25 protein-coding genes and 1 pseudogene are annotated in these 24,913 nt (G+C 39.6%); 10 read left to right on the plus strand and 16 right to left on the minus strand.

Going from position 1 to position 24,913, the window contains the following annotated elements:
* Positions 1 to 2 precede the first annotated feature (2 nt).
* The 4 genes from ABDZ53_RS04585 to ABDZ53_RS04600 form a co-directional block, all read right to left on the minus strand.
* Positions 3 to 1,001: a thiamine pyrophosphate-dependent dehydrogenase E1 component subunit alpha gene (locus ABDZ53_RS04585; RefSeq protein WP_343754435.1), complete on the minus strand. Its 999-nt coding sequence runs from the start codon at positions 999 to 1,001 to the stop codon at positions 3 to 5.
* A gap of 65 nt (positions 1,002 to 1,066) precedes the next feature.
* The gene (gene lpdA / locus ABDZ53_RS04590; protein WP_343754411.1) at positions 1,067 to 2,482 is read right to left on the minus strand and encodes a dihydrolipoyl dehydrogenase; all 1,416 of its coding nucleotides are present in this window, start codon (positions 2,480 to 2,482) and stop codon (positions 1,067 to 1,069) included.
* A 30-nt stretch (positions 2,483 to 2,512) separates the two neighbouring features.
* Positions 2,513 to 3,583: a butyrate kinase gene (gene buk / locus ABDZ53_RS04595; protein ID WP_343754412.1), complete on the minus strand. Its 1,071-nt coding sequence runs from the start codon at positions 3,581 to 3,583 to the stop codon at positions 2,513 to 2,515.
* A 17-nt stretch (positions 3,584 to 3,600) separates the two neighbouring features.
* Positions 3,601 to 4,431, minus strand: a complete 831-nt coding sequence (locus ABDZ53_RS04600) for a phosphate acyltransferase (RefSeq protein ID WP_343754413.1) — start codon at positions 4,429 to 4,431, stop codon at positions 3,601 to 3,603.
* 423 nt (positions 4,432 to 4,854) lie between these two features.
* Here ABDZ53_RS04600 and ABDZ53_RS04605 point away from each other — a divergent pair, with 423 nt between their 5' ends.
* Positions 4,855 to 6,183: a sodium-dependent transporter gene (locus ABDZ53_RS04605; protein WP_343754414.1), complete on the plus strand. Its 1,329-nt coding sequence runs from the start codon at positions 4,855 to 4,857 to the stop codon at positions 6,181 to 6,183.
* Between the two features lie 44 nt (positions 6,184 to 6,227).
* Here ABDZ53_RS04605 and ABDZ53_RS04610 read toward each other — a convergent pair whose 3' ends face one another.
* On the minus strand, positions 6,228 to 7,211 hold the full coding sequence (locus ABDZ53_RS04610) for a ring-cleaving dioxygenase (RefSeq protein WP_343754415.1): 984 nt from the start codon (positions 7,209 to 7,211) through the stop codon (positions 6,228 to 6,230).
* Positions 7,212 to 7,400: 189 nt separating this feature from the next.
* On the opposite strand from ABDZ53_RS04610, the gene ABDZ53_RS04615 reads away from it, so the two are divergent.
* The 5 genes from ABDZ53_RS04615 (at position 7,401) to ABDZ53_RS04635 (ending at position 11,652) form a co-directional block, all read left to right on the plus strand.
* Positions 7,401 to 7,718: a hypothetical protein gene (locus ABDZ53_RS04615; protein WP_343754416.1), complete on the plus strand. Its 318-nt coding sequence runs from the start codon at positions 7,401 to 7,403 to the stop codon at positions 7,716 to 7,718.
* 127 nt (positions 7,719 to 7,845) lie between these two features.
* Positions 7,846 to 8,547 carry an ABC transporter ATP-binding protein gene (locus ABDZ53_RS04620; protein ID WP_343754417.1) on the plus strand — a complete coding sequence of 234 codons (702 nt, stop codon included), beginning with the start codon at positions 7,846 to 7,848 and terminating at the stop codon, positions 8,545 to 8,547.
* Positions 8,544 to 10,160 carry a hypothetical protein gene (locus ABDZ53_RS04625; RefSeq protein ID WP_343754418.1) on the plus strand — a complete coding sequence of 539 codons (1,617 nt, stop codon included), beginning with the start codon at positions 8,544 to 8,546 and terminating at the stop codon, positions 10,158 to 10,160. The genes ABDZ53_RS04620 and ABDZ53_RS04625 overlap by 4 nt, the downstream gene beginning before the upstream one ends.
* 15 nt (positions 10,161 to 10,175) lie before the next feature.
* The gene (locus ABDZ53_RS04630) at positions 10,176 to 10,622 is read left to right on the plus strand and encodes an aminoacyl-tRNA deacylase (RefSeq protein ID WP_343754419.1); all 447 of its coding nucleotides are present in this window, start codon (positions 10,176 to 10,178) and stop codon (positions 10,620 to 10,622) included.
* A gap of 103 nt (positions 10,623 to 10,725) precedes the next feature.
* Positions 10,726 to 11,652 carry a nuclease-related domain-containing protein gene (locus tag ABDZ53_RS04635; protein WP_343754420.1) on the plus strand — a complete coding sequence of 309 codons (927 nt, stop codon included), beginning with the start codon at positions 10,726 to 10,728 and terminating at the stop codon, positions 11,650 to 11,652.
* A gap of 354 nt (positions 11,653 to 12,006) precedes the next feature.
* On the opposite strand, the gene ABDZ53_RS04640 is transcribed toward ABDZ53_RS04635, so the two are convergent.
* A complete protein-coding gene (locus ABDZ53_RS04640; protein WP_343754421.1) occupies positions 12,007 to 12,213 on the minus strand; it encodes a hypothetical protein in 207 nt (68 codons plus the stop codon).
* A 24-nt stretch (positions 12,214 to 12,237) separates the two neighbouring features.
* On the opposite strand from ABDZ53_RS04640, the gene ABDZ53_RS04645 reads away from it, so the two are divergent.
* Complete coding sequence (locus ABDZ53_RS04645; protein WP_343754422.1) at positions 12,238 to 13,377, plus strand: YhfM domain-containing protein; 1,140 nt, start codon at positions 12,238 to 12,240, stop codon at positions 13,375 to 13,377.
* 48 nt (positions 13,378 to 13,425) lie between these two features.
* On the opposite strand, the gene ABDZ53_RS04650 is transcribed toward ABDZ53_RS04645, so the two are convergent.
* From ABDZ53_RS04650 to ABDZ53_RS04675, 6 genes are all read right to left on the minus strand, one after another.
* On the minus strand, positions 13,426 to 14,220 hold the full coding sequence (locus ABDZ53_RS04650; RefSeq protein WP_343754423.1) for an MBL fold metallo-hydrolase: 795 nt from the start codon (positions 14,218 to 14,220) through the stop codon (positions 13,426 to 13,428).
* A gap of 71 nt (positions 14,221 to 14,291) precedes the next feature.
* Entirely contained in the window at positions 14,292 to 15,158 is an 867-nt protein-coding gene (pdxS, locus tag ABDZ53_RS04655; protein WP_343754424.1) for a pyridoxal 5'-phosphate synthase lyase subunit PdxS, read from the minus strand.
* Between the two features lie 186 nt (positions 15,159 to 15,344).
* On the minus strand, positions 15,345 to 15,893 hold the full coding sequence (locus ABDZ53_RS04660) for a biotin transporter BioY (protein WP_343754425.1): 549 nt from the start codon (positions 15,891 to 15,893) through the stop codon (positions 15,345 to 15,347).
* Positions 15,894 to 16,053: 160 nt separating this feature from the next.
* On the minus strand, positions 16,054 to 16,986 hold the full coding sequence (locus ABDZ53_RS04665; protein ID WP_343754426.1) for an immunoglobulin-like domain-containing protein: 933 nt from the start codon (positions 16,984 to 16,986) through the stop codon (positions 16,054 to 16,056).
* Positions 16,987 to 17,147: 161 nt separating this feature from the next.
* Positions 17,148 to 18,281 carry a Fic family protein gene (locus ABDZ53_RS04670; protein ID WP_343754427.1) on the minus strand — a complete coding sequence of 378 codons (1,134 nt, stop codon included), beginning with the start codon at positions 18,279 to 18,281 and terminating at the stop codon, positions 17,148 to 17,150.
* 88 nt (positions 18,282 to 18,369) lie between these two features.
* Entirely contained in the window at positions 18,370 to 18,684 is a 315-nt protein-coding gene (locus ABDZ53_RS04675; RefSeq protein WP_343754428.1) for a MazG nucleotide pyrophosphohydrolase domain-containing protein, read from the minus strand.
* 91 nt (positions 18,685 to 18,775) lie between these two features.
* Here ABDZ53_RS04675 and ABDZ53_RS04680 point away from each other — a divergent pair, with 91 nt between their 5' ends.
* On the plus strand, positions 18,776 to 19,636 hold the full coding sequence (locus ABDZ53_RS04680; RefSeq protein WP_343754429.1) for a DNA-3-methyladenine glycosylase family protein: 861 nt from the start codon (positions 18,776 to 18,778) through the stop codon (positions 19,634 to 19,636).
* A 189-nt stretch (positions 19,637 to 19,825) separates the two neighbouring features.
* Here the strand turns inward: ABDZ53_RS04680 and tnpB are convergent.
* Positions 19,826 to 20,905: pseudogene (gene tnpB / locus ABDZ53_RS04685) on the minus strand (IS200/IS605 family element RNA-guided endonuclease TnpB).
* A 76-nt stretch (positions 20,906 to 20,981) separates the two neighbouring features.
* Between tnpB and ABDZ53_RS04690 the strand changes: the two are divergent.
* Together ABDZ53_RS04690 and yghU are read left to right on the plus strand one after the other, a co-directional pair.
* Positions 20,982 to 21,119 (plus strand): ribbon-helix-helix domain-containing protein, encoded by a 138-nt coding sequence (locus ABDZ53_RS04690; RefSeq protein ID WP_176759613.1) that lies wholly within the window; start codon positions 20,982 to 20,984, stop codon positions 21,117 to 21,119.
* A 378-nt stretch (positions 21,120 to 21,497) separates the two neighbouring features.
* Positions 21,498 to 22,283: a glutathione-dependent disulfide-bond oxidoreductase gene (yghU, locus tag ABDZ53_RS04695; protein WP_343754430.1), complete on the plus strand. Its 786-nt coding sequence runs from the start codon at positions 21,498 to 21,500 to the stop codon at positions 22,281 to 22,283.
* 78 nt (positions 22,284 to 22,361) lie between these two features.
* On the opposite strand, the gene ABDZ53_RS04700 is transcribed toward yghU, so the two are convergent.
* The 3 genes from ABDZ53_RS04700 to zwf form a co-directional block, all read right to left on the minus strand.
* The gene (locus tag ABDZ53_RS04700) at positions 22,362 to 22,682 is read right to left on the minus strand and encodes a type II toxin-antitoxin system RelE/ParE family toxin (protein ID WP_343754431.1); all 321 of its coding nucleotides are present in this window, start codon (positions 22,680 to 22,682) and stop codon (positions 22,362 to 22,364) included.
* Positions 22,675 to 22,986, minus strand: a complete 312-nt coding sequence (locus ABDZ53_RS04705) for a type II toxin-antitoxin system RelB/DinJ family antitoxin (RefSeq protein WP_343754432.1) — start codon at positions 22,984 to 22,986, stop codon at positions 22,675 to 22,677. The genes ABDZ53_RS04700 and ABDZ53_RS04705 overlap by 8 nt, the downstream gene beginning before the upstream one ends.
* Before the next feature lie 110 nt (positions 22,987 to 23,096).
* On the minus strand, positions 23,097 to 24,527 hold the full coding sequence (gene zwf, locus ABDZ53_RS04710) for a glucose-6-phosphate dehydrogenase (RefSeq protein ID WP_343754433.1): 1,431 nt from the start codon (positions 24,525 to 24,527) through the stop codon (positions 23,097 to 23,099).
* Between the last annotated feature and the right edge of the window lie 386 nt (positions 24,528 to 24,913).

Raw genomic sequence — 24,913 nt, forward strand, 5'->3', positions numbered from 1 at the left:
CCTTACTCTTTATCCGCATAAACGTGTTCCAAAAGACTCTCTGGTTTTGGATCCGGCATCGCTTCTGCTTCATCTGTTGCCTGATTGATTTCAGCTTTTAATTCCGTATCAATCTCTGTCATCTGTTCGCGTGTCAAGTACCCTTCTTCAATCAGCTGCTTTTCAAAAAATAAGAGCGCATCATTTTCTTTCATTTCTTCCAGCTCTTCTTTCGAACGGTAAATGGTGTGGTCATCATCCGCGGAGTGTGAGGTCAAACGAGAGACCATCATTTCAATTAAAGCAGGTCCCTTTCCGTTTCGTGCGTCATCCACTACTTTCTTGAAGGCTAGATATGTTTCTGCAAAATCATTGCCGTTTACTTGTATGCCGGTAAAGCCATAAGCTTCTCCGCGTTGAGCCATTGTTTCGTTGGCGTACTGTTCGTCAATGCCTACAGAAATGGCATAGCCGTTGTTCTCAACGACAAAGATAAGAGGCAGTTTCTTCACGCCTGCGAAGTTCATGGCTTCATGGACTTCCCCTTGATTCGCTGACCCTTCACCGGTCGCTGTTAACGTGACGTAATCTTTTTTGCCCAGAAGCGCACCATAAGCGACACCTGTTGCCAGCGGGAACTGGGTACTGACTGTAGAGGAATGAGAGACTATGTTATGCTCTTTTGAACCATAATGGTTAGGCATTTGTCGCCCATGAGAAGACGGATCATCTTCTTTTCCAAAAGACCCCATTAAAATATCTTTGGGCGTCATTCCCCAGACTAGACAGGCTGTCATATCGCGGTAGTAAGGCAGAAAATAGTCTTTTTCAGGTTGAAAAGCCAAGGCCATAGCGACTTGAGCCACTTCATGTCCCTGTCCAGAAATATTGAAGGACGCTTTTCCAATACGCGTTAACTGCCACAAACGTTCATCTAACCGTCTCCCTCTTAACACGTGTCTATAGGCTTCAATTACTTCTTCTTTACTTAATCCAGATTCTGCTAATTTTTTCACCTTTATTCACTCACTTTCTTTTTAACGTGCTTGATGTTCCTTCATGCATGAAGGGACTCTCATCCTAAGCTTTATTTATGAACCGCCCATTTTTCCGTATCCAGAGAAGCTTCCTGAATAGCCTCCGATAACGTCGGATGCGGGTGAATCGCTTCACCTATTTCCATCGGCGTCGCATCTAAATAAATCGCAGTAGACACCTCAGAAATTAAATCCGTTGCATGGGGACCAATGATGGAAACACCAAGTAAATCGTCTGTTTCCTCATCTTTTATCACTTCAACAAACCCACTGGCATCTCCTCCGATGAGGGCTTTTCCGTTAGAGGCAAAGTTAAAGGTGCCGATCGTTACTTTTTTATCTTTCGGCAGGGTTTCTTTTGTATACCCGACACTGGCGATTTCTGGTGATGTATACGTACAACGCGGGACGTTCACATAATTTAAAGGCTCACTTGTTTCGTTTACCATGTGTTCCACGGCTAGTTCGCCTTCTTTTGATGCCACATGGGCCAGCTGCAGAGTGTTTATACAATCGCCAATGGCATAAATATGGCTTTCAGTCGTCTGGTAATGTTCATTTACCTGAATTCCTTTTGCATCATATTTAACAGATGTGTTTTGAAGCCCCAACCCTTCCACATTGGGCTTTCTCCCTATGGCAACCATGACTTTATCATAACGTGCAGGCTCATCCATCCCTTTAACAGAAAGGGTAACCCCCTCATCCGTCACTTCAGTTTGTTCAATTAAGTGAGAGACGTGAACCGTAATCCCTCTCTTCTCGAAAGCTTTCTGAAGGGTTTGGGATACTTTCTTGCTTTCATTGACAACCAGCCGGTCTAGCGCTTCGTATACCGTCACGTTCACTCCTAAACTGTTTAAAAGAGAAGCCCATTCTGATCCGATAACGCCTCCTCCAATAATCGCTATGGATTCAGGTAAGGAATCGAGTTTCAGCATCCCATCTGATGATAAAATATGCGTTTCATCTATAGGCAGATGCGGCAAACTGCTTGGACTTGAACCGGTTGCAATAATTAATTTCTTAGGGATATAAATGTCTTCTTCTTTCTCAGGGTCGTTATAAGTGACAGCCACGGCTCCTGAAACCGGAGAGAAAATCGAAGGCCCCAGTACAGCACCCTTGCCATGTACCACTTTTATTTTATTCTTTTTGACTAAGCCTTGAACCCCTTGATAAAGCTGATTGACAATGGTCTCTTTTCTCTTAAGTATAGACTCATAATGAATAGAAATAGGGCCGCTCAACTCGAAGCCAAACTCTTCTACTTTGTTTAAAGTATCCATCACTTCTGCACTCTTCAGTAAAGCCTTTGTGGGAATACATCCCCTGTGGAGACAGGTTCCGCCAAGCTTGTCTTTTTCAACCAACACCACATCCATGCCTCGTTGCGCCGCTCGAATCGCCGCCACATAGCCTCCTGTTCCTCCTCCTAGTATGAGAAGGTCTGTTTCAATTGCCATCGTATCCATCCTCACTTCATTTAAATGTGTTTACTGATAGGTTCTCGCTTCCTCTATCCCGTCCAGGACACGGACGACACCCGCACTCAGTGCCTGCATTTCCATTTCTCCCGGACGTACCACCACCTTGCCCATCCACTCAACAGCTTCTTTTATACGCGTGGTGATATACTCGGAATGGGCTCCGCCCCCTGTCAAAATAATGCTGTCTATCTGACCTTTTAAAACAACAGCCATTTCACCAATTGATTTTCCAATTTGATAGCACATGCCATCTAAATATAAACGGGCCTCTTCCTCCCCAATTTCTATTCGTTCAACGACTTTTCTCAAATCAATTTCATTTAAATAAGACTGTATGCCGCCTTTACCTGCCAGAATTTTTTTAACTTCTTCTAAATTGAGACGCTCTTCTATTATTTTTTTAGCAAATGGATATAAAGGAAGGGAGCCTGTTCTTTCCGGTGTATAAGGCCCTTCTCCGTCTAATCCATTGACGACATCAATCATCTGCCCCTTCGAATGAGCCCCAATACTGATCCCTCCACCTAAGTGGACCACAATAACGTTACTTTCTTTATATTTTTTCCCTTCATTCTCTAAGCAGGTGCGAGCCACCGCTTTCTGATTGAGAGCATGGCTAACACTTCGTCTCTCAATGCCTATTAATCCCGATAATTTGGCAATGGGCTGCATTTCATCCACAACCACCGGATCGACAATATAAGCTTGAACACCAGCCAGTTCTGCCAGATTATGAGCCAGTATCGCCCCAAGATTCGAGGCATGGGTATTGTAGCGTTCATGGGTCAAATCACTCAGCATCCGGTCATTGACTAAGTATGTGCCACCGGGAATCGGTTTTAAAAGGCCCCCTCTTCCCACCACTGCCGTCAGTTCAGTGAGTGAACAGTCGTGTTTGTCCAAAAATTCTTCTATCACTTGTCTTCGAAACCTATTCTGGTCACTGATGCGTGTAAATTGGGATAGTTCGTCATGGGTATGTCTGATTGTGTCCTCTGCTAGCAAGTCATTTCTGTTAAATAACGCCACCTTTGTGGAAGTCGATCCTGGATTGATAACTAATATTTTGTGCTTCATTGAACCCCTCCGTTCCATTACTGATTGGCCTGCATGATGGCAAATTTAAGGGCATGCAGCTTACTTTTGACTGCGTCACTTCTAGAAGTCAAAACGATGGGCACCTTCGTACCGACAATCGTGCCTCCCATTGTCGCCTGTCCAAATAGGATAAAGGATTTGTATAAAGCATTGCCCGTATCAATTGACGGCACAACCAGTATATCAGCATCCCCTTCAATGGGCCCTTCATAGCGCTTTTGTTTCACCGCTTCTTTGGATAAAGCTAAATCAAGTGAAAGGGGGCCGTGGACAATGGCTTCTTTCTGGTCTTTAAACGTTTCTGTTAGAGCCTGTGCCATCACAGAGGACGGCATTTTTGGATTAAAGTTTTCCGCTGCGCTCAGCAAGGCTATTTTAGGACGGGTTAACCCTATTTTCTTTCCAACCTCCATCACGTTTTCAATAATGGATTCAAGCTGGTCTTCTGAGGGTTCAATATTCATTCCTGAGTCTGTCAGAAGGATTTGCCGACCGAGTGCGGGAAGATTGACTAAAGCCACATGAGACAACAACTCCTTATTCTTTAGGCCATGTTCTTTTTTTAACACTTCTTTTAAAAGGGTGTGCGTTTTGACTCCTCCCTTTAAAATGATATCGGCTTCTTTTCGCACCACGCATGCAATAGTTTTTTGAACACTTTCTTCTTCCGTCTGACACGGGGTATACTCCCATAATCCCTGATCGTCTATATTCGAGTCTGTATCAAACACTTTAAATACGAGCTCTTCATTTAACTCAGCCCGCGCATGTTGCACTAATTCTAATAGTTCAGGACGGGATCCCCCAGCCACTGCCACCGTTAACATGGCGTCATCTCCTCGCTTGTGATGTAAACGCTTAATTTAAGTGTAACGTAATTCTCAAATATAGCAATTACTTAAAATATATAGGCCTATAAAAAAATCTTATATCTTCTCTTTGTTCTATCATTATATCAAACTTTTTTATGAGTCAATTATTTTTCTTTATAAGTAAACGCTTCCAGTATCGCTTAATCTTTTGTTTCTCCTTATTACTTACTTTTTTGCCATTATGTATTTACAAAATTTCACTTGTTCTTCTTCCTTTTTTAGACTACACTTTGACCATGAAAGCTTGTGAATCAACTCATTCTCATCGACTTGAAATGGAGACATCCTATTCTATTCACAATCGGAAAGGAGGAAAGAAAGAGCTTTTTCATAAATGAATACGACTTATTTACTTAAGATAAAGGAGTGTAGAGTATTATGACAGAACAAAGGGAACAGTGGGCGTCCCGCTGGGGGTTTATATTAGCTACCATCGGATCAGCTGTCGGATTAGGTAATATCTGGCGCTTTTCTTATGCTATGGGGGTTAACGGCGGGTCCACCTTTTTAATTATCTATCTGATCAGCGTCCTGTTGCTCGGTTTTCCGATCATGCTTATCGAATTCTCCATTGGACGTCGGGCTCAGGCCGATGCGGTTGAATCCTTCAAGAAGATTGCACCGCGGACAAAATGGTTCATAGCTGGCGGCATAGGTGTCCTCGCTGCTTTTTTGATACTGACCTTTTACGGTGTTATCGGTGGGTGGTCTTTACGTTATACAGCAGAGTATCTAACTGGAGGGATTGCAGGAAACTCTGAACGTTTTTTCCAGGAATTTATCAGTAGTCCCGTTTCTCCAATTGTGTGGCAGTTCATATTCATGGCTATCACTATTTCCATTGTCTTTATAGGGGTTCAAAAAGGGATTGAATTATCCAGTAAGTGGATGATGCCTATCTTAAGTCTCTTACTTCTTGGCCTAGCCGCTTACAGTCTCACACTTGGTGGTGCCGAAGAAGCCCTTCGTTTTATGTTCCAGCCTGACTGGGAAGCTTTTGCTAACCCCAATGTCTATTTAGCCGCCATGGGTCAAGCCTTCTTTTCATTAAGTTTAGGTATGGGCATCATGCTGACTTACGGCAGTTATTTAAGCCCGTCTATTCGTCTGACATCCAATGCAGCCATTGTTATTGTATTCGATACGTTATTTGCTCTTATTTCCGGACTGGTCATTTTCCCAGCTGTTTTTGCATTTGGACTCGATCCAGCAGAAGGCGCCGGCTTAGTCTTTATCGTTCTCCCGACCATTTTCGAAGCGCTAGGCGGTATAGGTGTCGTGATTGGAGTCGCTTTCTTTGTTCTCCTGACACTCGCTGCTCTTTCTTCGTCGATTTCATTATTGGAAGTGTCAACGTCCTACTTTATACGAAAGTTCAGATGGTCACGCAAAAAAGTCGCTGTTGCGGCTGGTCTGATTATCTTTTTAATCGGTATCCCTTCTTCATTGAGTCAGGGAGCTGTAGATATCACTATCTTCGGAGAAAGCTTCTTGGATTTCGTTGATATGTTCACAGGCAACGTCATGCTGCCAATCAGTGCCTTAATTGCCGTCATTTTTGTAGGATGGACATGGAAGAAAGAAGAGATATTTGAACACAGTGATATAAAAGAAGCCTCTTGGGGCCCTGTTCTTATATTTCTACTTAAATTTATCGCACCAGTTGCGATTTTAATCATCCTTGCTTTTGGAGTGTTAAACTGGTAAAAAACAGGAAGAGTCGTTTGGATAACGATTCTTCCTGTTTGTGATTATTCGTATTCTTTTTCTATCGTTTTCGTACTTCTCACTGTATCGATATAACGGACTTGGCTTTCAATGGACTCTCTTTGTTCTTCTAAAAAGGGAGGAAGAGATAATTTTTCTCCAAGCGTTTCATACGGCTCGTCTTCCATAAAGCCTGGACCATCTGTCGCTAACTCGATTAAGATACCCGGTGTGATACGTCCATAAAGAGACTGGAAATAGAAGCGTTCCACAAAACCTGAATTAGGCAATTGGAATTTTTTGTAGTGTTCTGTCCATTGATCAATTGCTTTTCTGTCATCCACACGGAAAGCCACGTGGTGTACCGTTCCATAGCCTTGCTTGTGTGACGGTAAAACCGTGTTGTGGTCTATAATGACTCGCGCACCGTTTCCGCCCTCTCCCATTTCAAATAAATGAAGAGACCCTTCTTGCGCTATCTTCTTGAAGCCGTAAACTTGTTCCACGACTGCTTGTATATACTCCAAATTAGAGTATCGGAAAAAGATTGGACCTAGTCCAGTAATAGCAAACTCTAAAGGAATAGGGCCATTTTGCCATGGCGTACCCGATTCAACACCTGAGTCATTTTCATCTGAAATCAACTGGTACTGCTGATCATCAAAGTCTACGAAAGGCAACACTTTTCTACCAAACTGCTCTTGAATCCCTTGGTGTTTCACTTCTAAACGATCAAATCGCTTCACCCAATAGTCTAAAGCTTTATCAGATGGGACTCGGAAACTGGTTCTATAAATTTCGTCATTCCCGTGTTCGCCTTTAGAGATGCCTGGGAAGTCGAAAAACGTCATATCCGTTCCGGCGCTTCCTTTATCATCTGCAAAAAATAAGTGATAGGTTTGAATATCATCTTGGTTTACTGTTTTTTTAACTAAGCGCATGCCTAAAGTGTAAGTGAAAAAGTCATAATTTTTTTCTGCACTGCTTGTAATAGCTGTGACGTGGTGTATCCCTTTTAATTCTTTCATATATTTTTCCTCCTAAGTCATTCCTGCTCATTTCTTTTATTTCGAATTCGAGATAATTATATCGCACATCTTTTACTCTGTCAACTGAATTTAATTACTTTATGTAAGTGAACTGTTTGAGCCTTTTGTTTTACATTAATATGAGAAGTGTGGTAATTTTTATTTATAAAGAGAAAAGGAGTGGTCAAAATGGCACAAGATCCAAACAACCGCAATCAGCCTAGAGATGATAGAAGAGGCTCCGGTTCAGGCGTCGCCAGCGGGATTATTATCGGACTTATTATTGTCGTATTAATTGTCGTTCTCGCTTTATTCTTCTGGGGAGATGGTGGCGATACCAACGACACCGATACGGGGACTGACCCGCAGACAGAGGAACAAACAGATGACGATGCTGACCTGGATGTGGATGTCGACTTAGACGACGGCACAGATGAAGGCGGAGACACGGATGATGGTGGAGATACCGATACAGATACGGATACAGATGACGGTGGGGACGAGTAATAACGTCATGTGGGTATAAGAAGAAGCTGAGCCGAGAAGTCGGTTCGGCTTCTTCTTTTTTTATTGTTTAATGCAAGATTTTAAAATGGTATAGTGGGTAGTATAAAAAGGAAATTAGGTGAATCGATTGAAATTAGAATTAAGGGATATTCAAAAAAGTTTTGGCAACCAGGCCGTGTTAAAAGGCTGCTCTTATACTTTCGAACAGGGAAACATTTATGGTTTGCTCGGTCGTAACGGTGCAGGCAAAACGACTTTATTTAATATTTTGTATGAAGAAATGAAAAAAGATTCAGGGACATTCACTTTACATATAGAAGGTGAAGAAAGGGCCGTTGAGCCGGAAGATATCGGTATGGTCTTTACAGATAATTACTTACCTGAGTTTTTAACAGGTTATGAATTTGTTTCCTTTTTCTTGGATTTACATAAACAGGAGAATCAGTTAAGTGTGGATGAATACTTGAATATTGTCAGTATTGATGAAGAAAGCCGTCATCGCATTATAAAAACGTATTCGAGTGGGATGCAGAGTAAGTTGTCTCTTTTAACGGTGATTATCACACAACCAAAAATCATTCTACTAGACGAGCCGTTAACGGCAGTAGATGTCGTCAGCGGGATTGAGTTAAAGCAATTATTTATGAATTTGAAATCAGAATCGATTATTATTTTATCGACCCATATGCTTCAGTTAGCTGAGGACATGTGTGATGAATTAGTTCTTCTAAAAGGCGGTCTCCTCTCTTCCATGGAGGACTTTAGATCGGAAGAACAATTCGAAAAACAAATCATAAAAGCCTTGAGTGAGGAGTCGAGTGCTTCATGACGGCTTTATTTTTGACCATTTTCAATATGCAGTTTCGCTTGAATTACAACAAAGCTATTTACTATTTCCAGAAGTTTCCTTTTTTAGGGAAGCACATTCCGGACAGTTTATATAAAGGCACACAAGCCAAAAAGTCTTTATCGATTCTCTTGCTTGTTTTTACTGTACTTCAGAACCTGATAAAGAAAATTCTTTTTTTCAGCTTTTTATATATTATAAGTCTAGTGATTCTTTTCCTTTCAGATAGGACCTCTCTAACTCAGCCGACTATTTTTATCAGTCTGCTTTTATTTAATGTTATGGTCTCTGGCACGGCAAGTAAGACACTTTTTATCAACACAGCAAGCCAACAGGATTTAGTAGCAATCAAATTATTTAGAATCCCACCAAAAGCTTATTATTTGGCACAGTTTATGTTTGAGTACATCCAGTATATTGTGTTCAACAGTCTCGTCGGTGGGGTGTTTTTCTACCTACAAGACATTCCCGTTTGGTATGCTCCCCTGCTCTTTATTTGTGTAGCTGGCATTCGTTTGTTTTCTCAGGCTGCAGCGATTCAATTTTACAAATGGGGCTTGAATCCAAAGAAAGAGTTTTGGACATGGGTAATGATCCTGGCATCTGTAATTAGTTGGAGTGTGTCAGTTGTTATCATTCACTTTGATCTCTATCTTCCAGTGACTCTGATACCTTCCGTATGGTTTATATTATTCAGCGCACTTTTATGCGTTTTAGGTGTTTTGGGTTGGAAGCATGGCAATGTTCTAAATCCTATTGCTTATCAAGCACTAAGTTTTGAGACATTAAAAACACATATGAATGCCGTTGAGACTATTAATGCAACGGGTGTCACCATGGAAGAAACCGATTATAAAGGGATTCGTAATAAAGAAGCATTGGAAAGTAAAGTTGGCATCGACTATTTAAATGCCCACTTCTTTGAAAGAACCAGGCATCACCTTAAAAAACATATTCGCAGGCGTTTCCTGTTTACTTTTTTTGGCGTCCTCACTCTTCTCATTTTGTATGTTGTTGTCGGAGAGTCTATTCCAGACTCGCAAACCTTTCTATACGTGATTAGCTTTATTAGCTTCATCGCTAGCCAGTATTTCTATTATGGTGAAGAGTTTTCGAAGTTTTGCTTTTATAACCTCGACCGCAAGTTGATGAAGTACCGTTTTTACCGCAATCCGGACATTGTGATGGAGTCAATTAAAATACGGTTCATCAAAGCATTGAAATTAAATACGCCTGTTTTGCTTGTGTTAATGAGTGCAACGACTCTATTGTTTGTCTTATCAGAGAACATTGCATTATGGGCTCTATTACTGACACTTGGTTTCCAAGTCTTACTGATGGTCTTTTTCAGTTTAAATTATTTGATTCTTTACTATCTCTTGCAGCCATATACGGAATCAATGAAAACCAAAAGTCCGGTATACACAACGATTAACTTTGTTTTTCTGTCCTTGTTTTTCGTTGTTATCTATTCGGATGTAGCCCTATTACCGGTGATCATCCCGATACTGGCTCTCTTTATGATAATTTATCTGCCGATTGGATTACTAGCTGTTTATAAACTGGCGCCCACGCAATTTAAATTACGATTATGATAGAGGAGGATTGGAATGAGTCAAGTCAAGACGAATGTCATGCGCCTGCTTGAACAGCAAGGCATACACTATATTGAACATGATTATTCGGAAGAAAAGAAGAAAGAAACGCATAAGATTTTTAAAACTCTTGTTACAGTCAGCAAAGCCGGCGAGCATTATGTGTTCATGGTTCCGGTGAATGAGGAACTGGATTTAAAAAAAGCTGCGAAAGCGGTCAACGAAAAAAGCATCCGCATGATTAAAGAAAAAGAGCTGCTGCCATTGACTGGTTACGTACATGGCGGCTGTTCCCCTATTGGAATGAAGAAAGAGTTCCAAACGGTGTTACATGAAGCCGCAAAGGATTTTGAATCCATCATTTTCAGCGCTGGAAAAGTGTCTATCTCTGTTGAAATCAACCCGAATGATTTGAGTGACATGATCCCCGTCTTCTACGCAGATGTGATAAAAGACACTTAGATGAATAGAGTGAATCGGCCCGAACCTATCGTTTGGGCTCTTTTTTATCTAAAAAATGATTTTAACTTTTATTGGGTAGTATATATAGTGTGGAGGTGTAAAGGTGGAGACGTTTATTTTGAGTGAAAGTGTAGATGTTTTTTCATTCTTGTCCTATTTAAATGATCGAATGAAACTGGATAATGAAAATAGGCAAAAGTTAGTGCGGCTGAGAAAGGGAGATGAGGGTGAAAAGGCGTTTTTAAAGATGTTTGAGAGCTTGTATGAGGGTGAAGGGATACTGTTTTATAATTTTAGGGCTTCTTATCAAGATAGTCCTATTCAAATTGATTTTTTATTTATAAGTGCTCAAAGTATTTATATGTATGAGGTGAAGAATTATCAGGGGAGTTATGTTCAGAGTGGGGATAAATTTCGATCTTTGTCTGGAAGTCAATTTTTGAATCCTTCTGTTCAGTTAACTCGAACGCATAATCATTTTAGTCACATGTTAAAAGAATTAAGCTGTACTACACCGATTCAGCCTTTTGTAGTATTTGTTAATCCGGAGTTTACTTTATACGAGGCCCCTGTTGAGGATCCGTTTTTATTTCCTGGTCAGCTTTCCTCTCATTTTAAACTACTGAATCAGCGTTCTGATACGATTAGAAAGAGTCAGCAAAGGCTCGTTGAGAAACTATTGGAAGAAAGCAAAAAAGAAGCGACTTTTGAGAGAAAGTTACCTACTTATCATTTTGAACAGCTAAAGAAAGGCTTGATCTGCTACAATTGCGGGTCATTCGCCTTAAGGAATAATTCTAAAAACAGTCTCTGTACGTCGTGTGGCCGAACGTGTTCTTTAAATGACTTGATATTAGCTCATATTACTGAATTTCAGACTTTATTTCCTCATGAAAAATTGACTCGAAACAGTCTTTATGAATGGTGCGGAATGGAAGTTGGTGAAAGAAGACTTTGGAAGCTATTAAAAAGTCATTTCAAGTTAGAAAAGTCAGGAAAAACTTCTTATTATTTAAGAAAAGATGATTAATGACACTTAGTCCGGTAATCCGTTGAGTAAGTGTCATTAATCAGCGTTTGAGTGACACTTAGTACGGTAATTCGTTGAGTAAGTGTCATTAATCGGCGTTTGAGTGACACTTAGTACGGTAATTCGTTGAGTAAGTGTCATTAATCTGCCTTTGAGTGACACTTAGTACGGTATTTCGTTGAGTAAGTGTCATTAATCAGCGTTTAAATGACACTTAGTCCGATAATTCGTTGAGTAAGTGTCATTAATCGGCGTTTGAGTGACACTTACTCCTGTATTCCTTTGAGTAAGTGTCATTAAAGTCTCTAAAAAGCTCTTTAAAGTGGAAAAACCACCTGCGGGCAGGTGGTTTCCTTATTGATTTTCGTATACGAGCTGGCCGTTGAAGTAAGTGGCTTGGACTTTAGTGTTTAATAAGTCGTATCCGCTGCCTTCTAAGATGTTTCTATCAAGGATGCACAAGTCGGCCAGCATGCCTTCTTTGATCTCACTGAATTTTAATAAAAGTGAACAAATAATATATCTTTTTGTAATCTCTTTCGAGTATAATAGTCTAAACATTAAATCCTATGAGGAGGAATGAGGATGAAAACCATCCTGCTTGCTTGTACCCTATTATTATTGACGGCTTGTTCAACTGAGTCTCAATCGGCCCAACCTAACCCATCCAGCCTGCCCCTTCCTATCGAAGAGCAAAAGGAAAGCCTTTATAAGAGTACGGAAAGTGGAGAAGTGCATTACTTGCGTGAGGTCGAGCGAACGGAACCCGTATGGGCAGGGATTTCTCATTCCAACCATTTTGGTTTTATTAACACCGATTATGTCGTGGAAATAACCGATGAGGATGACCTCCAATTTATTATGGATGAGCTGATTACCGGTTCAGTCAGACAGCCTGGAATTGTGGATATGGCAGAGCCTTACTATGGCATGATGCTGGAATACGCCGATGGGTCAACGGAATCGCTTCATCTGTGGCTAGCTCCTGGTGACTCAGTTGGGACTATAATGGATACTTATGACACCCATTACATTTATAACTTTGATGAAGAAGTCATTGACCGCTATCTTTCTCTCTTGCCTGACAAGGCCATTTTGACAGAACAAGTTTACGCTGACTGGGTAGAGGGCAGCTCATTTGGCATCACCCACAGAATAGAACCTTATGTAGATACCGATATAGAAGCACGGATAAGTTATTCAGAATATATTGTCAGAGGAAGCTATAGTGACTCCCACCCTGCAGAGGTGCCTGAGAGCTGGGGTGACGACAGCATGGCCTACTTCCCCTTTGAAGTAGAGGACGCTTTAAAAGGAGACATTGAAGAAGAAAGCCTATTAATCGGTCAGCCGGATTATCTCGTGACATGGATCAGACATCCTGAAACCGGAGACGATATGGGCATTATTCAATCGCAAGATCCTTTTATTGCCAGGCCCGATCCTGAAAAAGAAGTCATCGTCTTTATTTCCATGCAAGATAAAGACGGCGAATACTGGCGTTTTTCCGAACCTACCATGATTGAAGTATTGGAAGACGGCTCTCTAAAAAGTTTAGCCTCTCCCTTTAATCCGGATTTTAATACGAGTGATAGAGTGGAAAGCCATACTTTAGAAGATGACTGGGAAGTGGAAATCACTCTCGAACTGATAACTGAAAATTTCCCCCTTACGGATCCCTTTGAAGATCTAACTTTAGAGGAAATTAATAACCTTATAAAATAAAAACAGCGCCAAACACGAGAGTAGATTCAAGTGTTTGGTGCTGCTTTTCTAATTTTCCTTCCGCGCCTGCTTTATATTGGCTACATGACTCTCATGCATCCCATCATAAAAAGAGAACTTCTTTCTGCATTCGTCTTCTAACTGAGGATTATCTGGCAGTTCCTTTACATACTTCATTGAAAAGTTTAGTCTCTCCCACATATCATTTTTTGAGATCGTCACATTTCCATGACCAGGAACTAAGACATTGACCTCACAATTCTCCAGTAAATGCTTCGCTTGACCAAGTGTTTTCAGATAGTCTTGATAGCCACTATAAATGAATGGAATCTCGACATCTGATAAATAATCACCCGCTAAAAACACCCCATAGGGTTCGACAATGGTGAATAAACCGTCCGGTGTATGTCCTGGGGAGAGGTAAAAAGTTAAAGTTAAATCACCTATTTTTACTTGCTGACCATCTTTTTGAATCACTATATCAACGGATGGATACGTATGGAGGTAATCGCGCATGATATAATATTTCTGATCAAAAGACTTGCACTGTTCAACACACTCATCTTTTTGAGCATTCTCTTTGAATGCTTCTGATGCTATCACAGTTGCTTCCGGAAAAGCGCCTGCTCCTATAATGTGATCGAAATCGCTATGGGTATAAATAATTATTAGCTGTTTATGTTTAATTCGTTCAAGTATGAACTCTTTAATCTCTTTGACTTCATCTGGTAACCAATTGGGATCCGATAATACAATGGCTTTTTCTGTTTCAATAACTGCTGCTGTTGTCTTGTATATCGAACTCTGAAAGACGGTTAGACCTTCTTTTTGAAAATGAAGCACCTATGCTCCTCCTTTCCTAAGTGGAGAAAAAGTCAGAGTTCCTTCATAAGGATGCTCTGACTTTTTCTCTACTAGTGTCCTCGTTCTGACATAATAGTTTTAATTTCGTTTTCGTTAATGCCAACCATTGCTTCTCCTAAATTTTCACTGACTACAGCCAAAATATCTGGATTATCATAATTCTCCACTGCACGAACAATGGCTTTCGCTCTTTTTTCAGGATTTCCAGAAGCGAAAATGCCACTACCTACAAAGACGCCTTCTGCTCCTAACTGTCTCATTAAAGCAGCATCTGCAGGAGTCGCTACTCCGCCTGCACTGAAATTAACAACCGGAAGTTTTCCTTTATCTCGGACGGTCTTTATTAAATCATACGAAACGGCTAACTCTTTTGCGGTATTAAAACATTCATCTTCAGACAAACCAGCAATGCGTCGAATCTCTGATTGAATCATACGCATGTGACTAACAGCCTGAACAACATCACCAGTACCTGCTTCCCCTTTTGTCCTAATCATCGAGGCCCCTTCTTCGATACGTCTAAGCGCCTCTCCTAGGTTACGTGCACCACAGACAAATGGCGTGTTGAACTTTGTTTTGTCGATATGGTAAATGGTATCTGCTGGTGACAAAACTTCGCTTTCATCAATAAAGTCGATGTCGATTGCTTCTAAAATTTGTGCTTCTACAAAATGGCCGATACGAACTTTGGCCATGACTGGTATAGAGACCGCTTCTTTGATCGATTTTATCATTTGAGGATCACTCATTCGACTGATTCCGCCAGCTACCCGAATATCTGCTGGTATTCGTTCGAGTGCCATAACAGCGACTGCTCCAGCTTCTTCAGCTAATTTAGCTTGTTCTGGAGTAGTAACATCCATTATTACTCCACCTAAAAATTGGTTCGAGATTGATTCTTTGTCTACTTTTACCATTATTTTAACCCCTTTTTATTTTATTACTTCTGTTTAACCCCATCTAAATTGTACCTATTTTATATCATCAGTACAAGTAGAGTCAAAATCATTATTGCAATCAATAATAGCTTCATCTTCTTCCAGTATGCCCAGTGATAGGAAAACATTTCGCTTTCTATATTTAATCTCCCCTCATTTTGAATCTTATACAGTAATAATGACATGCAGCCTATTATAAATGAGAGCTGCACCTGCGGCTTTGACCAAATCCAAGGGTAAAAATACAAATAGGTTTCCTCTAATAATCGTTTGAAGTTGTATCGACGTATTCAAGAGGGTATTCATTATCCAGTACTGGTAGCTGATTCCTATAACATATAACAATAAAATAATCCCTGCCATATAAGCGGTCAAGATATGTGTAGATGTTCCTGTCTTTTGTCTGCTGAGATAGCCAGCCAATGGAGCTAAAGCCACTTGGCCTATAAGGTAACCAAAAGACGGAGACAGAAAGCTTTGAAAGCCCCCGCTTCCTCCTGCAAAAACTGGGAAGCCTATTAAACCAATCAACACGTATAAGCTCAATGCCAAGGTGCCTTTATACGGTCCAAGTAAGGCGGGGATTAATAAAAAGAAAAAGACTTGTAAAGTCACAGGGACTGGTCCAATAGGAATCGCGATGAGTGCAGACAAGGAAAGCATGGCTGTGCTGATACTTATTTGAGTCATATCTCTTGCAGTTAATTGTTTCAACTCTTCCACTCCATAAACTTTTGATATTCAAAGTATAGTCTGCTTCAAGCTATGGTGCAAGCAGGTTTTAACATGACAACACAATTTGACCTATGAAAAAAGGCCAGGTTTGAACCCAGCCTTTTTAGCCTACCCTGTTATTTATCTTTTAAGGTTTGCCTTATTCATTTCTCACTTCAAATTCAAAAGCGATTTCTACTTGTTCCGCATCATCACTAATGATGTTTTCCGTGCCAGTGACTAAATAAAATTCTTTTCGAATACGGTAATGGCCTTCTTCTAACGTATGGTCATCTTCTGCTAGGGTTTGATGTGTAAACTCATGAGAGCCCCCTGGTTCAAGGCTATATCCGATATCTATAAAGGCTTCTACCGGAGTGATTTCTTCCCACGTTTCACCGTCCCGAAATTCTAAACGGTAGTACTCTCCCCCAAACAGTTCATGCTCCTCATGGTGATTCCTGACGGTAAAAGTGACGGATTCTGTTTCAGAAGGAACCGTCAGCTCACTTGGTTCTATTTCTACGAAATCAGGTTGACTGATTTGATCTGGAATGACCTCTTCAACAACTTCGAAAGGAATGGCTACTTGGACTATTTCTTGTTCTTCTCCCTCGCCATGAAAGAAGACTTCAATGGCCCGGTACTCTCCCACTTCATGTTCCACTGCTTCATCTTGCTGTCCAAAACCAACCAGACTGACGGACATACCAACATCCGCCATAGTTTCCATTTCATGATAGGCAAAGTTAGGGTTCCCTTCTTCGGGTGTAACATCTATCCATTCGTTATCTTCTCGTCGTTCGATAATGGGATCAGCTAATTTCCGTACATCTTCCTGCTCAAGAGTGAGCCGATACATAAAGGATGTTTCAGTCGTATAAACCGTATCATCCGGCACGTCAATAGCTAACCAGTCCACTTCATCAGCATTTAAGATAGGCTGTTCCGAATCATATGCAACATCTGTTGTCGCGCCACTTGGGGAATCCACATCGTTATCCGGCGCTACTCCATTTAGCTCTGAGTCATCAGGCGCTTCACATCCTAAAAGAATGAACGGCAGTACTATCAGTGTCACTAGTTTTTTCATTGTCTCCTACCCCTTTCACTCGTTACGTATGTCTTATATTAACTATGACGATTGCGAGCTGTGATATAATTGGTAGTTATTTAGAATAAAAGGAGAACTTAATCCCTTCATATTGTGATAATATGCCTATTGTAATTTTAAGTCTACTTCTTGACATGTCTTTATAGAAGCCTTAATAAATCGTAATTAACATATACTTTATTTTTTCTTTTGCTGTTATCCACATCTATTAATTTCAACTCTACTAATTTATTTAATCCATTTCTTGAAGTTGATACGGCTATATTTAACATTTCAGCCACTTCACTGACTGTCACATAAGGTTTATTAAAAGTAGTCAGCCATATACGATTTATAACATTTCTATTATTATCAATTACACCTAGACCGGTAGATGCCAGATTAGTAATACTATCTAATTTATCTAACATGTTTTCAACCATTCTTTGAGAGGCATCCAGGAAAAAGGTTATCCAGGAATACCAATCGGGCTTATTCCCTCTTACTCCATTTAAAAGATTATAATATCTAATTCTTTCTTTTTCTAACTCCTCACTGACAAAGAAGACTGGTTTGTCAATTAATCCATCTTGCATTGAGTTCAGAACTATAAGGATTCTACCCATTCGACCATTTCCATCTAGAAAAGGGTGAATAGATTCAAATTGTGCATGCATTATAGCCGTTTTGATTAGTGGATCAGATGTTTCGTCAAGAAGAATGTCATTATCATCATTTATATCTTTTTCAAATGAACGATGCCTCTCAGAATTAATGTAATACTCTAAGTTCGACATATAATCACCAATTTCGTTCGCACCAACCGGTATATAAACGGCATCTTCTAATTTGTCTGTAGGACCAATAAAATTTTGAATAGATCTATATTCACCAGAGGATGAAGTCGTGCCTCGCGTATTTTTTCCCATCAATATCTTATGAAGGTTTTTAATCAAACGGGATGATATAGGCATACCATTCTTTATCAGTTCAATACCCTCAGATAATGCCTCCATGTAATTGTTCACTTCAACTACTTCGTTACTTTTATTTTTTTTAGTTGCTTCTTCAATCATATCTGCAAAGGTAACTTGAGTTCCTTCAATTCTAGTAGATTGTACGGATTCTTTAAGACTTAACATTTGTATTAATTGAGCATTAACGACAGAGTGTTCTAAATCTGAATTAAGTTTCCCTATTGAGGATTTTATTTTTGCTACTTTTTTATATAGTTCTAATGCTTGACTAATTGTCACCCTTGGTGGTAGATAATCTATTCCTTGAATTGCAGCCATTGTATTACCCTCCAGTCATTCTTCTTAAATACATTGTATCGTTTTATTTGATGATAAACAACGAAAATAATCAAATGAAATTTATGGGTTAGGATATAAACTCCTCTAGGGTAGGTGTCTGATTGTATTTCACTGCTGCTTTTTTATCCTTTTCAATGATAGCTCTCGTTAAGTCTATGTTATTGATACTTGCGATGGCCAAGGTATAATGAAGCACATCCACTAATTCATTCTCTAAAGATGAGGAGTCCGTCTGCTTTTTTCGTCCTTCTAACTGATTCAAGACTTCCGCTACTTCTCCTATTTCTTCAACTAGTTTTATGAAAAGCCCTGAGGATGTTCGCCCTTCTTTATACTTCCCTTTCAAATAATCCTGTAGTTCTTTAATTGTTAAGTCGCTCAAGTCTATGCCTCCTATTTTCTATTCATTTTACTTATCATTGTACGGTATGCCATACTGTATGTATATATTCTTAATGAAAGGAACCTGCTCTATGAAGATCCCTCTGCGTGAACCGTTTCATTTTGAAAGTGCGGTCAAAAGTCATGGATGGTGGATGCTGTCTCCTAATTATTGGGATGCAGAAGCCCAAGTCTATTACAGACCCTTACACTTAAGCAATGAAAAAAACATTCTCGTCTCTGTGTCCTATACCGACAAGTATTTAATAGTAGAAAATGAAACGACCTTATCTTTGCATGAAAAAGACTGGCATGAGATAAAGGAACAGATAGCGTGGATCTTTCGGTTGGAAGAAGACTTTGACGATTTTTATGCGTTGAGCCAAGAGCTTGGAGAACTTCATCATCTGTCAAAAGGTCGGAAAGGACGCTTGCTGCGATCCCCTACACTTTTTGAAGATGTCGTGAAAGTGATACTGACGACGAATACAAGGTGGTCTCAAACAATCGCTATGTCTCATAATCTGGTAACTCATTTAGGCGAACCCGTTAAAACAGACAGTCAGAAAAGCTGGAACACTTTCCCAACACCAGACTGTATTTTAGAAGCTGGAGAAACCTATTTAAAAGAGCATATACGTGTAGGATATAGAAGTGCTTATCTAGTGGATGCAGCGACTAAAGCTCTTGATCATACTTTTGATCTCGAATCCTTTAAACAGTCACATGAAAATAGTACTGAATTAAAAACGATTAAAGGTGTGGGACCTTATGCCTTTAATACGCTTTCTATGTTGCTTGGAAAATATGACTCTTTGCCTATAGATTCAGAATATAGAAAGCATGTGTTGGAAAAGTATTTCGGTGGCGAAATCCCTTCTAAAAAAGAATTTGAAAGTGTCTATGATAAATGGGGAGATTACAAGTATCTTGCCTACTGGTTTGATCAGTAATGGGCACTCGGATTAATCTTAGCAGCAACTATCTTGCTTGATTATGTGAACTACCCGCCACTTAAATCCTTTGGATTTTGAAGTGGGGGCTTCCTACGAACTCCATTCTTGTTTGCACAAAATTCATGCAGACAGGGGAATCGGATATGGGTAGGCTCAAAAGGCAGTCCCTGCCTCATTGGTTGTCTTTTACTTGGCTAATGCCAAGAGATTCTTGCTGGCATTGATGTCTCTGTCGAGGTATTCCCCACAGTGTGGGCATTCCCACTCCCGAATGTTGAGCAGCTTCTTACCGTCTCGGTGTCCGCAGGCAGAACAAATCTGGCAAGATGGATAGAACTTATCCGCTTTGATGATTGTACGTCCTTTTTGTTCCGCTTTGTATTCCAACTGGCGGACAAATTCATACCATCCGGCATCGCCGATACTTTTTGCCAGTTTGTGGTTCTTCATCAGATTCTTGCTAGACAACGTTTCGATTACGATGATTTGGTTTTCGTCCGTAATTTTCTTCGTTAGTTTGTGCAAAAAGTCTTTTCGCTGATTGGCGATTTTCTCATGTTTCTTCGCAACCACCAATCGAGATTTGTTCCGGTTCTTCCCGCCTTTTTGTTTGCGGGACAACGAACGCTGAGCTTTTTTGAGTTTCTTTTCTGCTTTATACAAATGCTCTGGGTTTTTGTGTTTCTCTGTCTCACCTAAATCGTTGGTCGTGATGGCAAAATCAGAAATGCCTAAATCAATCCCGATTTTTCTTTCGGTAGCTTTCACTTCTTTGTCTTCTGATTTTACAAGGATGGAAATAAAATATTTCCCCGACTAGTTCATGGAGACAGTGCACGACTTGATGCTTCCATCAAACTTTCTGTGTTGCTTCAATTTTACTAAACCGACTTTAGGCAGTTTGATTTTTCCCTCTTCGATTCGAATATTTCCACCTTGATTATTCGTGGTGTAGCTCGATTTCGACTTGTGCTTGGATTTGAACTTCGGGAAACCGACGGACTTGTCTCGGTAAAAGTTTTTATAGGCTCTTTCCAGATTCTGTTGGGCATTCGCCAAGGCTAGACTGTCGACTTCTTTCAAAAAAGGAAATTCTTTTTTGTACTGAGCTGGTGTATTTTTGAGTATCTGCTTGGTTTTTTTGTAGTGGTCGATTTTGTCGCTGAGCATTTGGTTGTAAATGAAGCGGGCACAGCCGAAGCAGTTGGCAAAATACTCTTTTTGTTGTTCGGTTGGGTATAATCTGTACTTGTATGCTTTCAACATATTTGTCACCTCCTCTTTTAGTTTTCTACTTGATTATACCGTAAAAACACCGTACAATCATGTCGGGGGTGAACATATGTCTGACAAAGAACGCGTAGAAATACGCATGCCAAAAATCATTTTAGAAAAAGTAGACGCCTATCAAAAAGAAAATGGACTGCCGACAAGAACAGCAGCTATCCTCGAACTAATAAGAAAAGGTCTTGAAAAATAAATTCAAGCTATCGCTTGACCAAAATTCATCTCCCACTTTCACTGGTGCTTCGCACCCATACGTTTAGAAGTGGGAGACTTCTTTCCGAATTACGTTAAATTCAGTATGGTTTAATGAAAGTAGAAAAAGAAGCCCTTGCGCTAACAAGGACTTCTTTGCAAGCCGTCGAAGCGGTAGCAGAAATTTAACGTTAAAATAACCGTCAACCCTGCTAAAGTTGGACGGTTATTTTTTGTCGTCTGTGACTAAAACCACAACTGCAATTAAAGATAATATTATATTTTCTCATAGTCATTTTCATTCTCTAACAAATGATATTCTTGTTTAAAAACAGATAAACAGTATACTGAATATATAAAGATTAAAGGAGCGGATACTATGTCAGACTATGAAGTCCCTAAAGTTTGGGAATGGAACAAAGATGAAGAAAATGCTTTTGGCAACCAGCCTGTAGCGGGAAGTCGCTTTGAACAGACTCTCCCAGTCGGGGAAAACTCTTTACAGGTGTATTCCTTAGGTACACCAAATGGACAAAAAGTAGCGATTATGCTGGAAGAATTAAAGGAAGCTGGTAAGAAATCAGCGGAGTATGATTTATATAAAATTCATATTGGTGAAGGCGACCAGTTCGGAAGCGACTTTGTCAAAATCAATCCAAACTCTAAAATTCCAGCCATGATGGACTATTCTAAAGATAAACCCATCCGAGTGTTTGAATCCGTCAATATCTTGCTTTATCTAGCGGAAAAATTTGACTCATTCATCCCTAAGACATTGGCTGAAAAAACAGAAATGATGAATTGGCTGTTTTGGCAAACGGGAGCAGCTCCCTATGTAGGCGGTGGGTTCGGTCACTTTTACAGTTATGCTCCAACGAAACAAGAATACCCAATCAATCGCTTTACTATGGAAACTAAGCGTCAACTCGATTTACTCGATAGACATTTAGCTGATAAAGACTATATTAATGGGGATGAGTATACAATTGCTGATATGGCCATCTGGCCTTGGTACGGGCGTCTCGTTCAAGGAGAATTATATGGCGATGCAGCGACCTTCTTAAAAGCTGAAGAGTACACTCACTTAAAAGAATGGGCAGACAGAGTCGGCGAACGACCAGCTGTTAAGCGCGCTTTAGAAGTAGAGTATAAGGATATTAAATAAGACAATACTAAAAGAGCCGAGTTGACTGAATAATCAGTTACCTCGGCTCTTATCTTAGTCTATTATTTCAGAAACATATTAAAGCTTCTCTACTTTTCCTTTTAATCGATGGTGTATCGTGACAACATTTACTTCCTTTTCATATTCATCCACATAATAGAAAATCAAATAGTTTTCTATTACCAATTTTCGGATCTCTTTGTTTTTTATATATTTTAAAGAATTAGAATATTTTGACCCTCGATAGGGTTTTTCATCTAAGGAAAGAGCTGCTTTCGTCAACTTAATTTTCAAATTCAAAGCAGCTAATGGACTATGCAGTATATTTTCAATATAGGAGGATATATCTTCTAAATCATTTAATACATTCTGAGTTAATATTACCCGATACTTACTCATCTTCAATGCGTTCTTTTTTCTTTAATAATTTATTTAAATAATCACTCGCGTCTATTCCTCTTTTTGCTTCTGCATCTGCAACGCCTTTTAAAATTTTTTCTCTTATTTCTTTTAATTCAATTTCCTCTGCTGTTTCATTAGTAATTTCAAATGGCAATTTATTTTGTTTTACCACTTGATCTAAAAATAAGTTAAATGCCGTTGTTAAATCCAGCTGCATATCTGATAACACTTTGGTCGCTTCTTCTTTCAATTTTGCATCCGTTCTAAAAGAAACTCTTGATTTTTCTTCGATCTTAGACATATAATCATCCCTATCTAATGAGTATTTGTTATTATGTGTCTATTGTACACCCATTAGACGTTTTTGTATATAGAAACCATTGTCTCTTGACAGTTAATCTCTTATGTTCGTTATTCTCTATAAATCCAGCTGTGATTATTTTTCTCGAGTAACTCGTCCGCTTCTTTGGGTCCTTTAGAACCAGTTTCGTAATTTGGAAATGACGGATCGGGAAGGTTTTCCATTCCATTTTTAATAGAGTCAGTGATGCGCCACTGTTCTTTAACTTGTTCGAAAGTAGATAAATGTCTCTTACTTCCTTTCAAAATATCGGCTAACACATTCTCGTAAGGTTCTGGAATATAAACACTTTCCATTGTCTCTTTATCCGGGCCAAGTACCGTTTTCACTACTTCTTCAGCTTTACCGGAATGATTTTGATTCATCAAGATGGATAAGCCAACTTGCGGTTGGATAGAAAAAGTGAGCCGTGGTTGTTCACTGACTGATACATCATAAGGCATTTTTAAAAGAACATCGACAGTCATATGATTTTCAGCAAGTGATTTTCCTGTTCTCACATAAAAAGGAACATCACGCCAGCGTTCTTTATCTATTTCAAGCTCAATAGCAATGTAGCTTTCCGTTAAACTGTCTTCCGGTACATCTTCCTCTTCCCGGTAGGAATCATATTGACCACGCGCGACTTTTTCTTTTACATCTTCTGCTTTAAATTCAGGGATGTGTTTGAATAAGTCCAACTTTTTCTTGTTTATTTTATCTTCTTCCATTTCATCTGGCAAGTCCATTGCTACGAAGGATAAAATCTGTAAAATATGGTTTTGGAACATATCTAACAATGCTCCATTTTCATCGTAAAATGACCCACGTGCACCAATCGAAAAGTCTTCTGGTAAAGAAATTTGAACATGCTCAATGTAGTCACGATTCCAAATCGCTTCAAGAAAGGGATTATAGTATCGTGTCGCTAAAATATTTTGTAGAGAATCCATACCTAAAAAGTGGTCCACCAGGTAGATTTCTTCTGGTTTAAAGGCTTTTTCAAATAGTTCATAATAGTCTTTTGATGATTCTAAACTTTCTCCAAAGGGTTTTTCTACGGCTACTCGGTGGCTGCCCTCTAAATCTAAAATGCCAGATTTCTTCAAGTTTGTGGTTGTTTCATCATATAAGCTTGGTGGAAGTGAATAATAGTAAATATATGAAGAGTCTGTATCGAACTCATCAGCAGCTTTTTGAATCGTTTCAGACAGCTTTTCAAAATCATCCAATTCCGTATTATCAGCTGATTGGTAGAATAGGTGCTTGAAAAACTCCTCATTTATATTATTCTCTTCCTCTTCATTCACTACTGCTTCTCGAGCATAGTCTCGGTATTCTTGATCCGACATGTCCTTACGCGACACACCAACTAAAGCAAAATGATCCGAGAATTTTTCTTGTTTAAATAACTGGTGAAGAGCAGGAAATATCATGGATTCTGCCAAATCCCCTGTCCCACCAAACAAAACAATGATGCCCCCTGTTTGTTCTTTAGACATAGTACACGTTCCTCTCCTAATTTCTATAGTAACTTTATTTTAAGGAATGAGGGGGTTATTTGCTAGTGATACACTTTTTACAGAACTATCAAGCGTGAAAGCCCACGGTTTTAATCGTGGGATGAGAGCGTACATTGAGATAAATGTCTGATTGTTTTGTCTTCTTTTTCTTTTAAAAATAAGTGTATATTTCTCTAGCCTTTCCGTTGACGGAGTGATATACTAAAGTTAACAAAAAGAACACACGTTTGTATTTGTGATAGAGGTGAAGCGAGTGAAAAAAGAACAGACAAAGTCCTGTGTTAAAGTGCTCAAAGTAAAATTAAAGCCGACTAAAGAACAAGCAGCTGAATTGACCCGGCTATCCAAAGAGTATATTTATCACG

The organism is Alkalibacterium iburiense (assembly GCF_039521845.1).
In the GTDB taxonomy this organism is placed as follows: Bacteria; Bacillota; Bacilli; order Lactobacillales; family Carnobacteriaceae_A; genus Alkalibacterium; species Alkalibacterium iburiense.

Coding starts and splice junctions, on each gene's coding strand:
- ABDZ53_RS04640 (WP_343754421.1), bottom strand. CDS start 12,213: ATGTTTAGACTATTATACTCGAAAGAGATTACAAAAAGATATATTATT.
- pdxS (WP_343754424.1), bottom strand. CDS start 15,158: ATGGTAAAAGTAGACAAAGAATCAATCTCGAACCAATTTTTAGGTGGA.
- ABDZ53_RS04665 (WP_343754426.1), bottom strand. CDS start 16,986: ATGAAAAAACTAGTGACACTGATAGTACTGCCGTTCATTCTTTTAGGA.
- ABDZ53_RS04645 (WP_343754422.1), top strand. CDS start 12,238: ATGAAAACCATCCTGCTTGCTTGTACCCTATTATTATTGACGGCTTGT.
- ABDZ53_RS04615 (WP_343754416.1), top strand. CDS start 7,401: ATGGCACAAGATCCAAACAACCGCAATCAGCCTAGAGATGATAGAAGA.
- yghU (WP_343754430.1), top strand. CDS start 21,498: ATGTCAGACTATGAAGTCCCTAAAGTTTGGGAATGGAACAAAGATGAA.
- ABDZ53_RS04705 (WP_343754432.1), bottom strand. CDS start 22,986: ATGTCTAAGATCGAAGAAAAATCAAGAGTTTCTTTTAGAACGGATGCA.
- ABDZ53_RS04630 (WP_343754419.1), top strand. CDS start 10,176: ATGAGTCAAGTCAAGACGAATGTCATGCGCCTGCTTGAACAGCAAGGC.
- ABDZ53_RS04680 (WP_343754429.1), top strand. CDS start 18,776: ATGAAGATCCCTCTGCGTGAACCGTTTCATTTTGAAAGTGCGGTCAAA.
- ABDZ53_RS04700 (WP_343754431.1), bottom strand. CDS start 22,682: ATGAGTAAGTATCGGGTAATATTAACTCAGAATGTATTAAATGATTTA.
- ABDZ53_RS04670 (WP_343754427.1), bottom strand. CDS start 18,281: ATGGCTGCAATTCAAGGAATAGATTATCTACCACCAAGGGTGACAATT.
- ABDZ53_RS04605 (WP_343754414.1), top strand. CDS start 4,855: ATGACAGAACAAAGGGAACAGTGGGCGTCCCGCTGGGGGTTTATATTA.
- zwf (WP_343754433.1), bottom strand. CDS start 24,527: ATGTCTAAAGAACAAACAGGGGGCATCATTGTTTTGTTTGGTGGGACA.
- ABDZ53_RS04600 (WP_343754413.1), bottom strand. CDS start 4,431: ATGTTAACGGTGGCAGTGGCTGGGGGATCCCGTCCTGAACTATTAGAA.
- ABDZ53_RS04690 (WP_176759613.1), top strand. CDS start 20,982: ATGTCTGACAAAGAACGCGTAGAAATACGCATGCCAAAAATCATTTTA.
- ABDZ53_RS04610 (WP_343754415.1), bottom strand. CDS start 7,211: ATGAAAGAATTAAAAGGGATACACCACGTCACAGCTATTACAAGCAGT.
- lpdA (WP_343754411.1), bottom strand. CDS start 2,482: ATGGCAATTGAAACAGACCTTCTCATACTAGGAGGAGGAACAGGAGGC.
- ABDZ53_RS04625 (WP_343754418.1), top strand. CDS start 8,544: ATGACGGCTTTATTTTTGACCATTTTCAATATGCAGTTTCGCTTGAAT.
- buk (WP_343754412.1), bottom strand. CDS start 3,583: ATGAAGCACAAAATATTAGTTATCAATCCAGGATCGACTTCCACAAAG.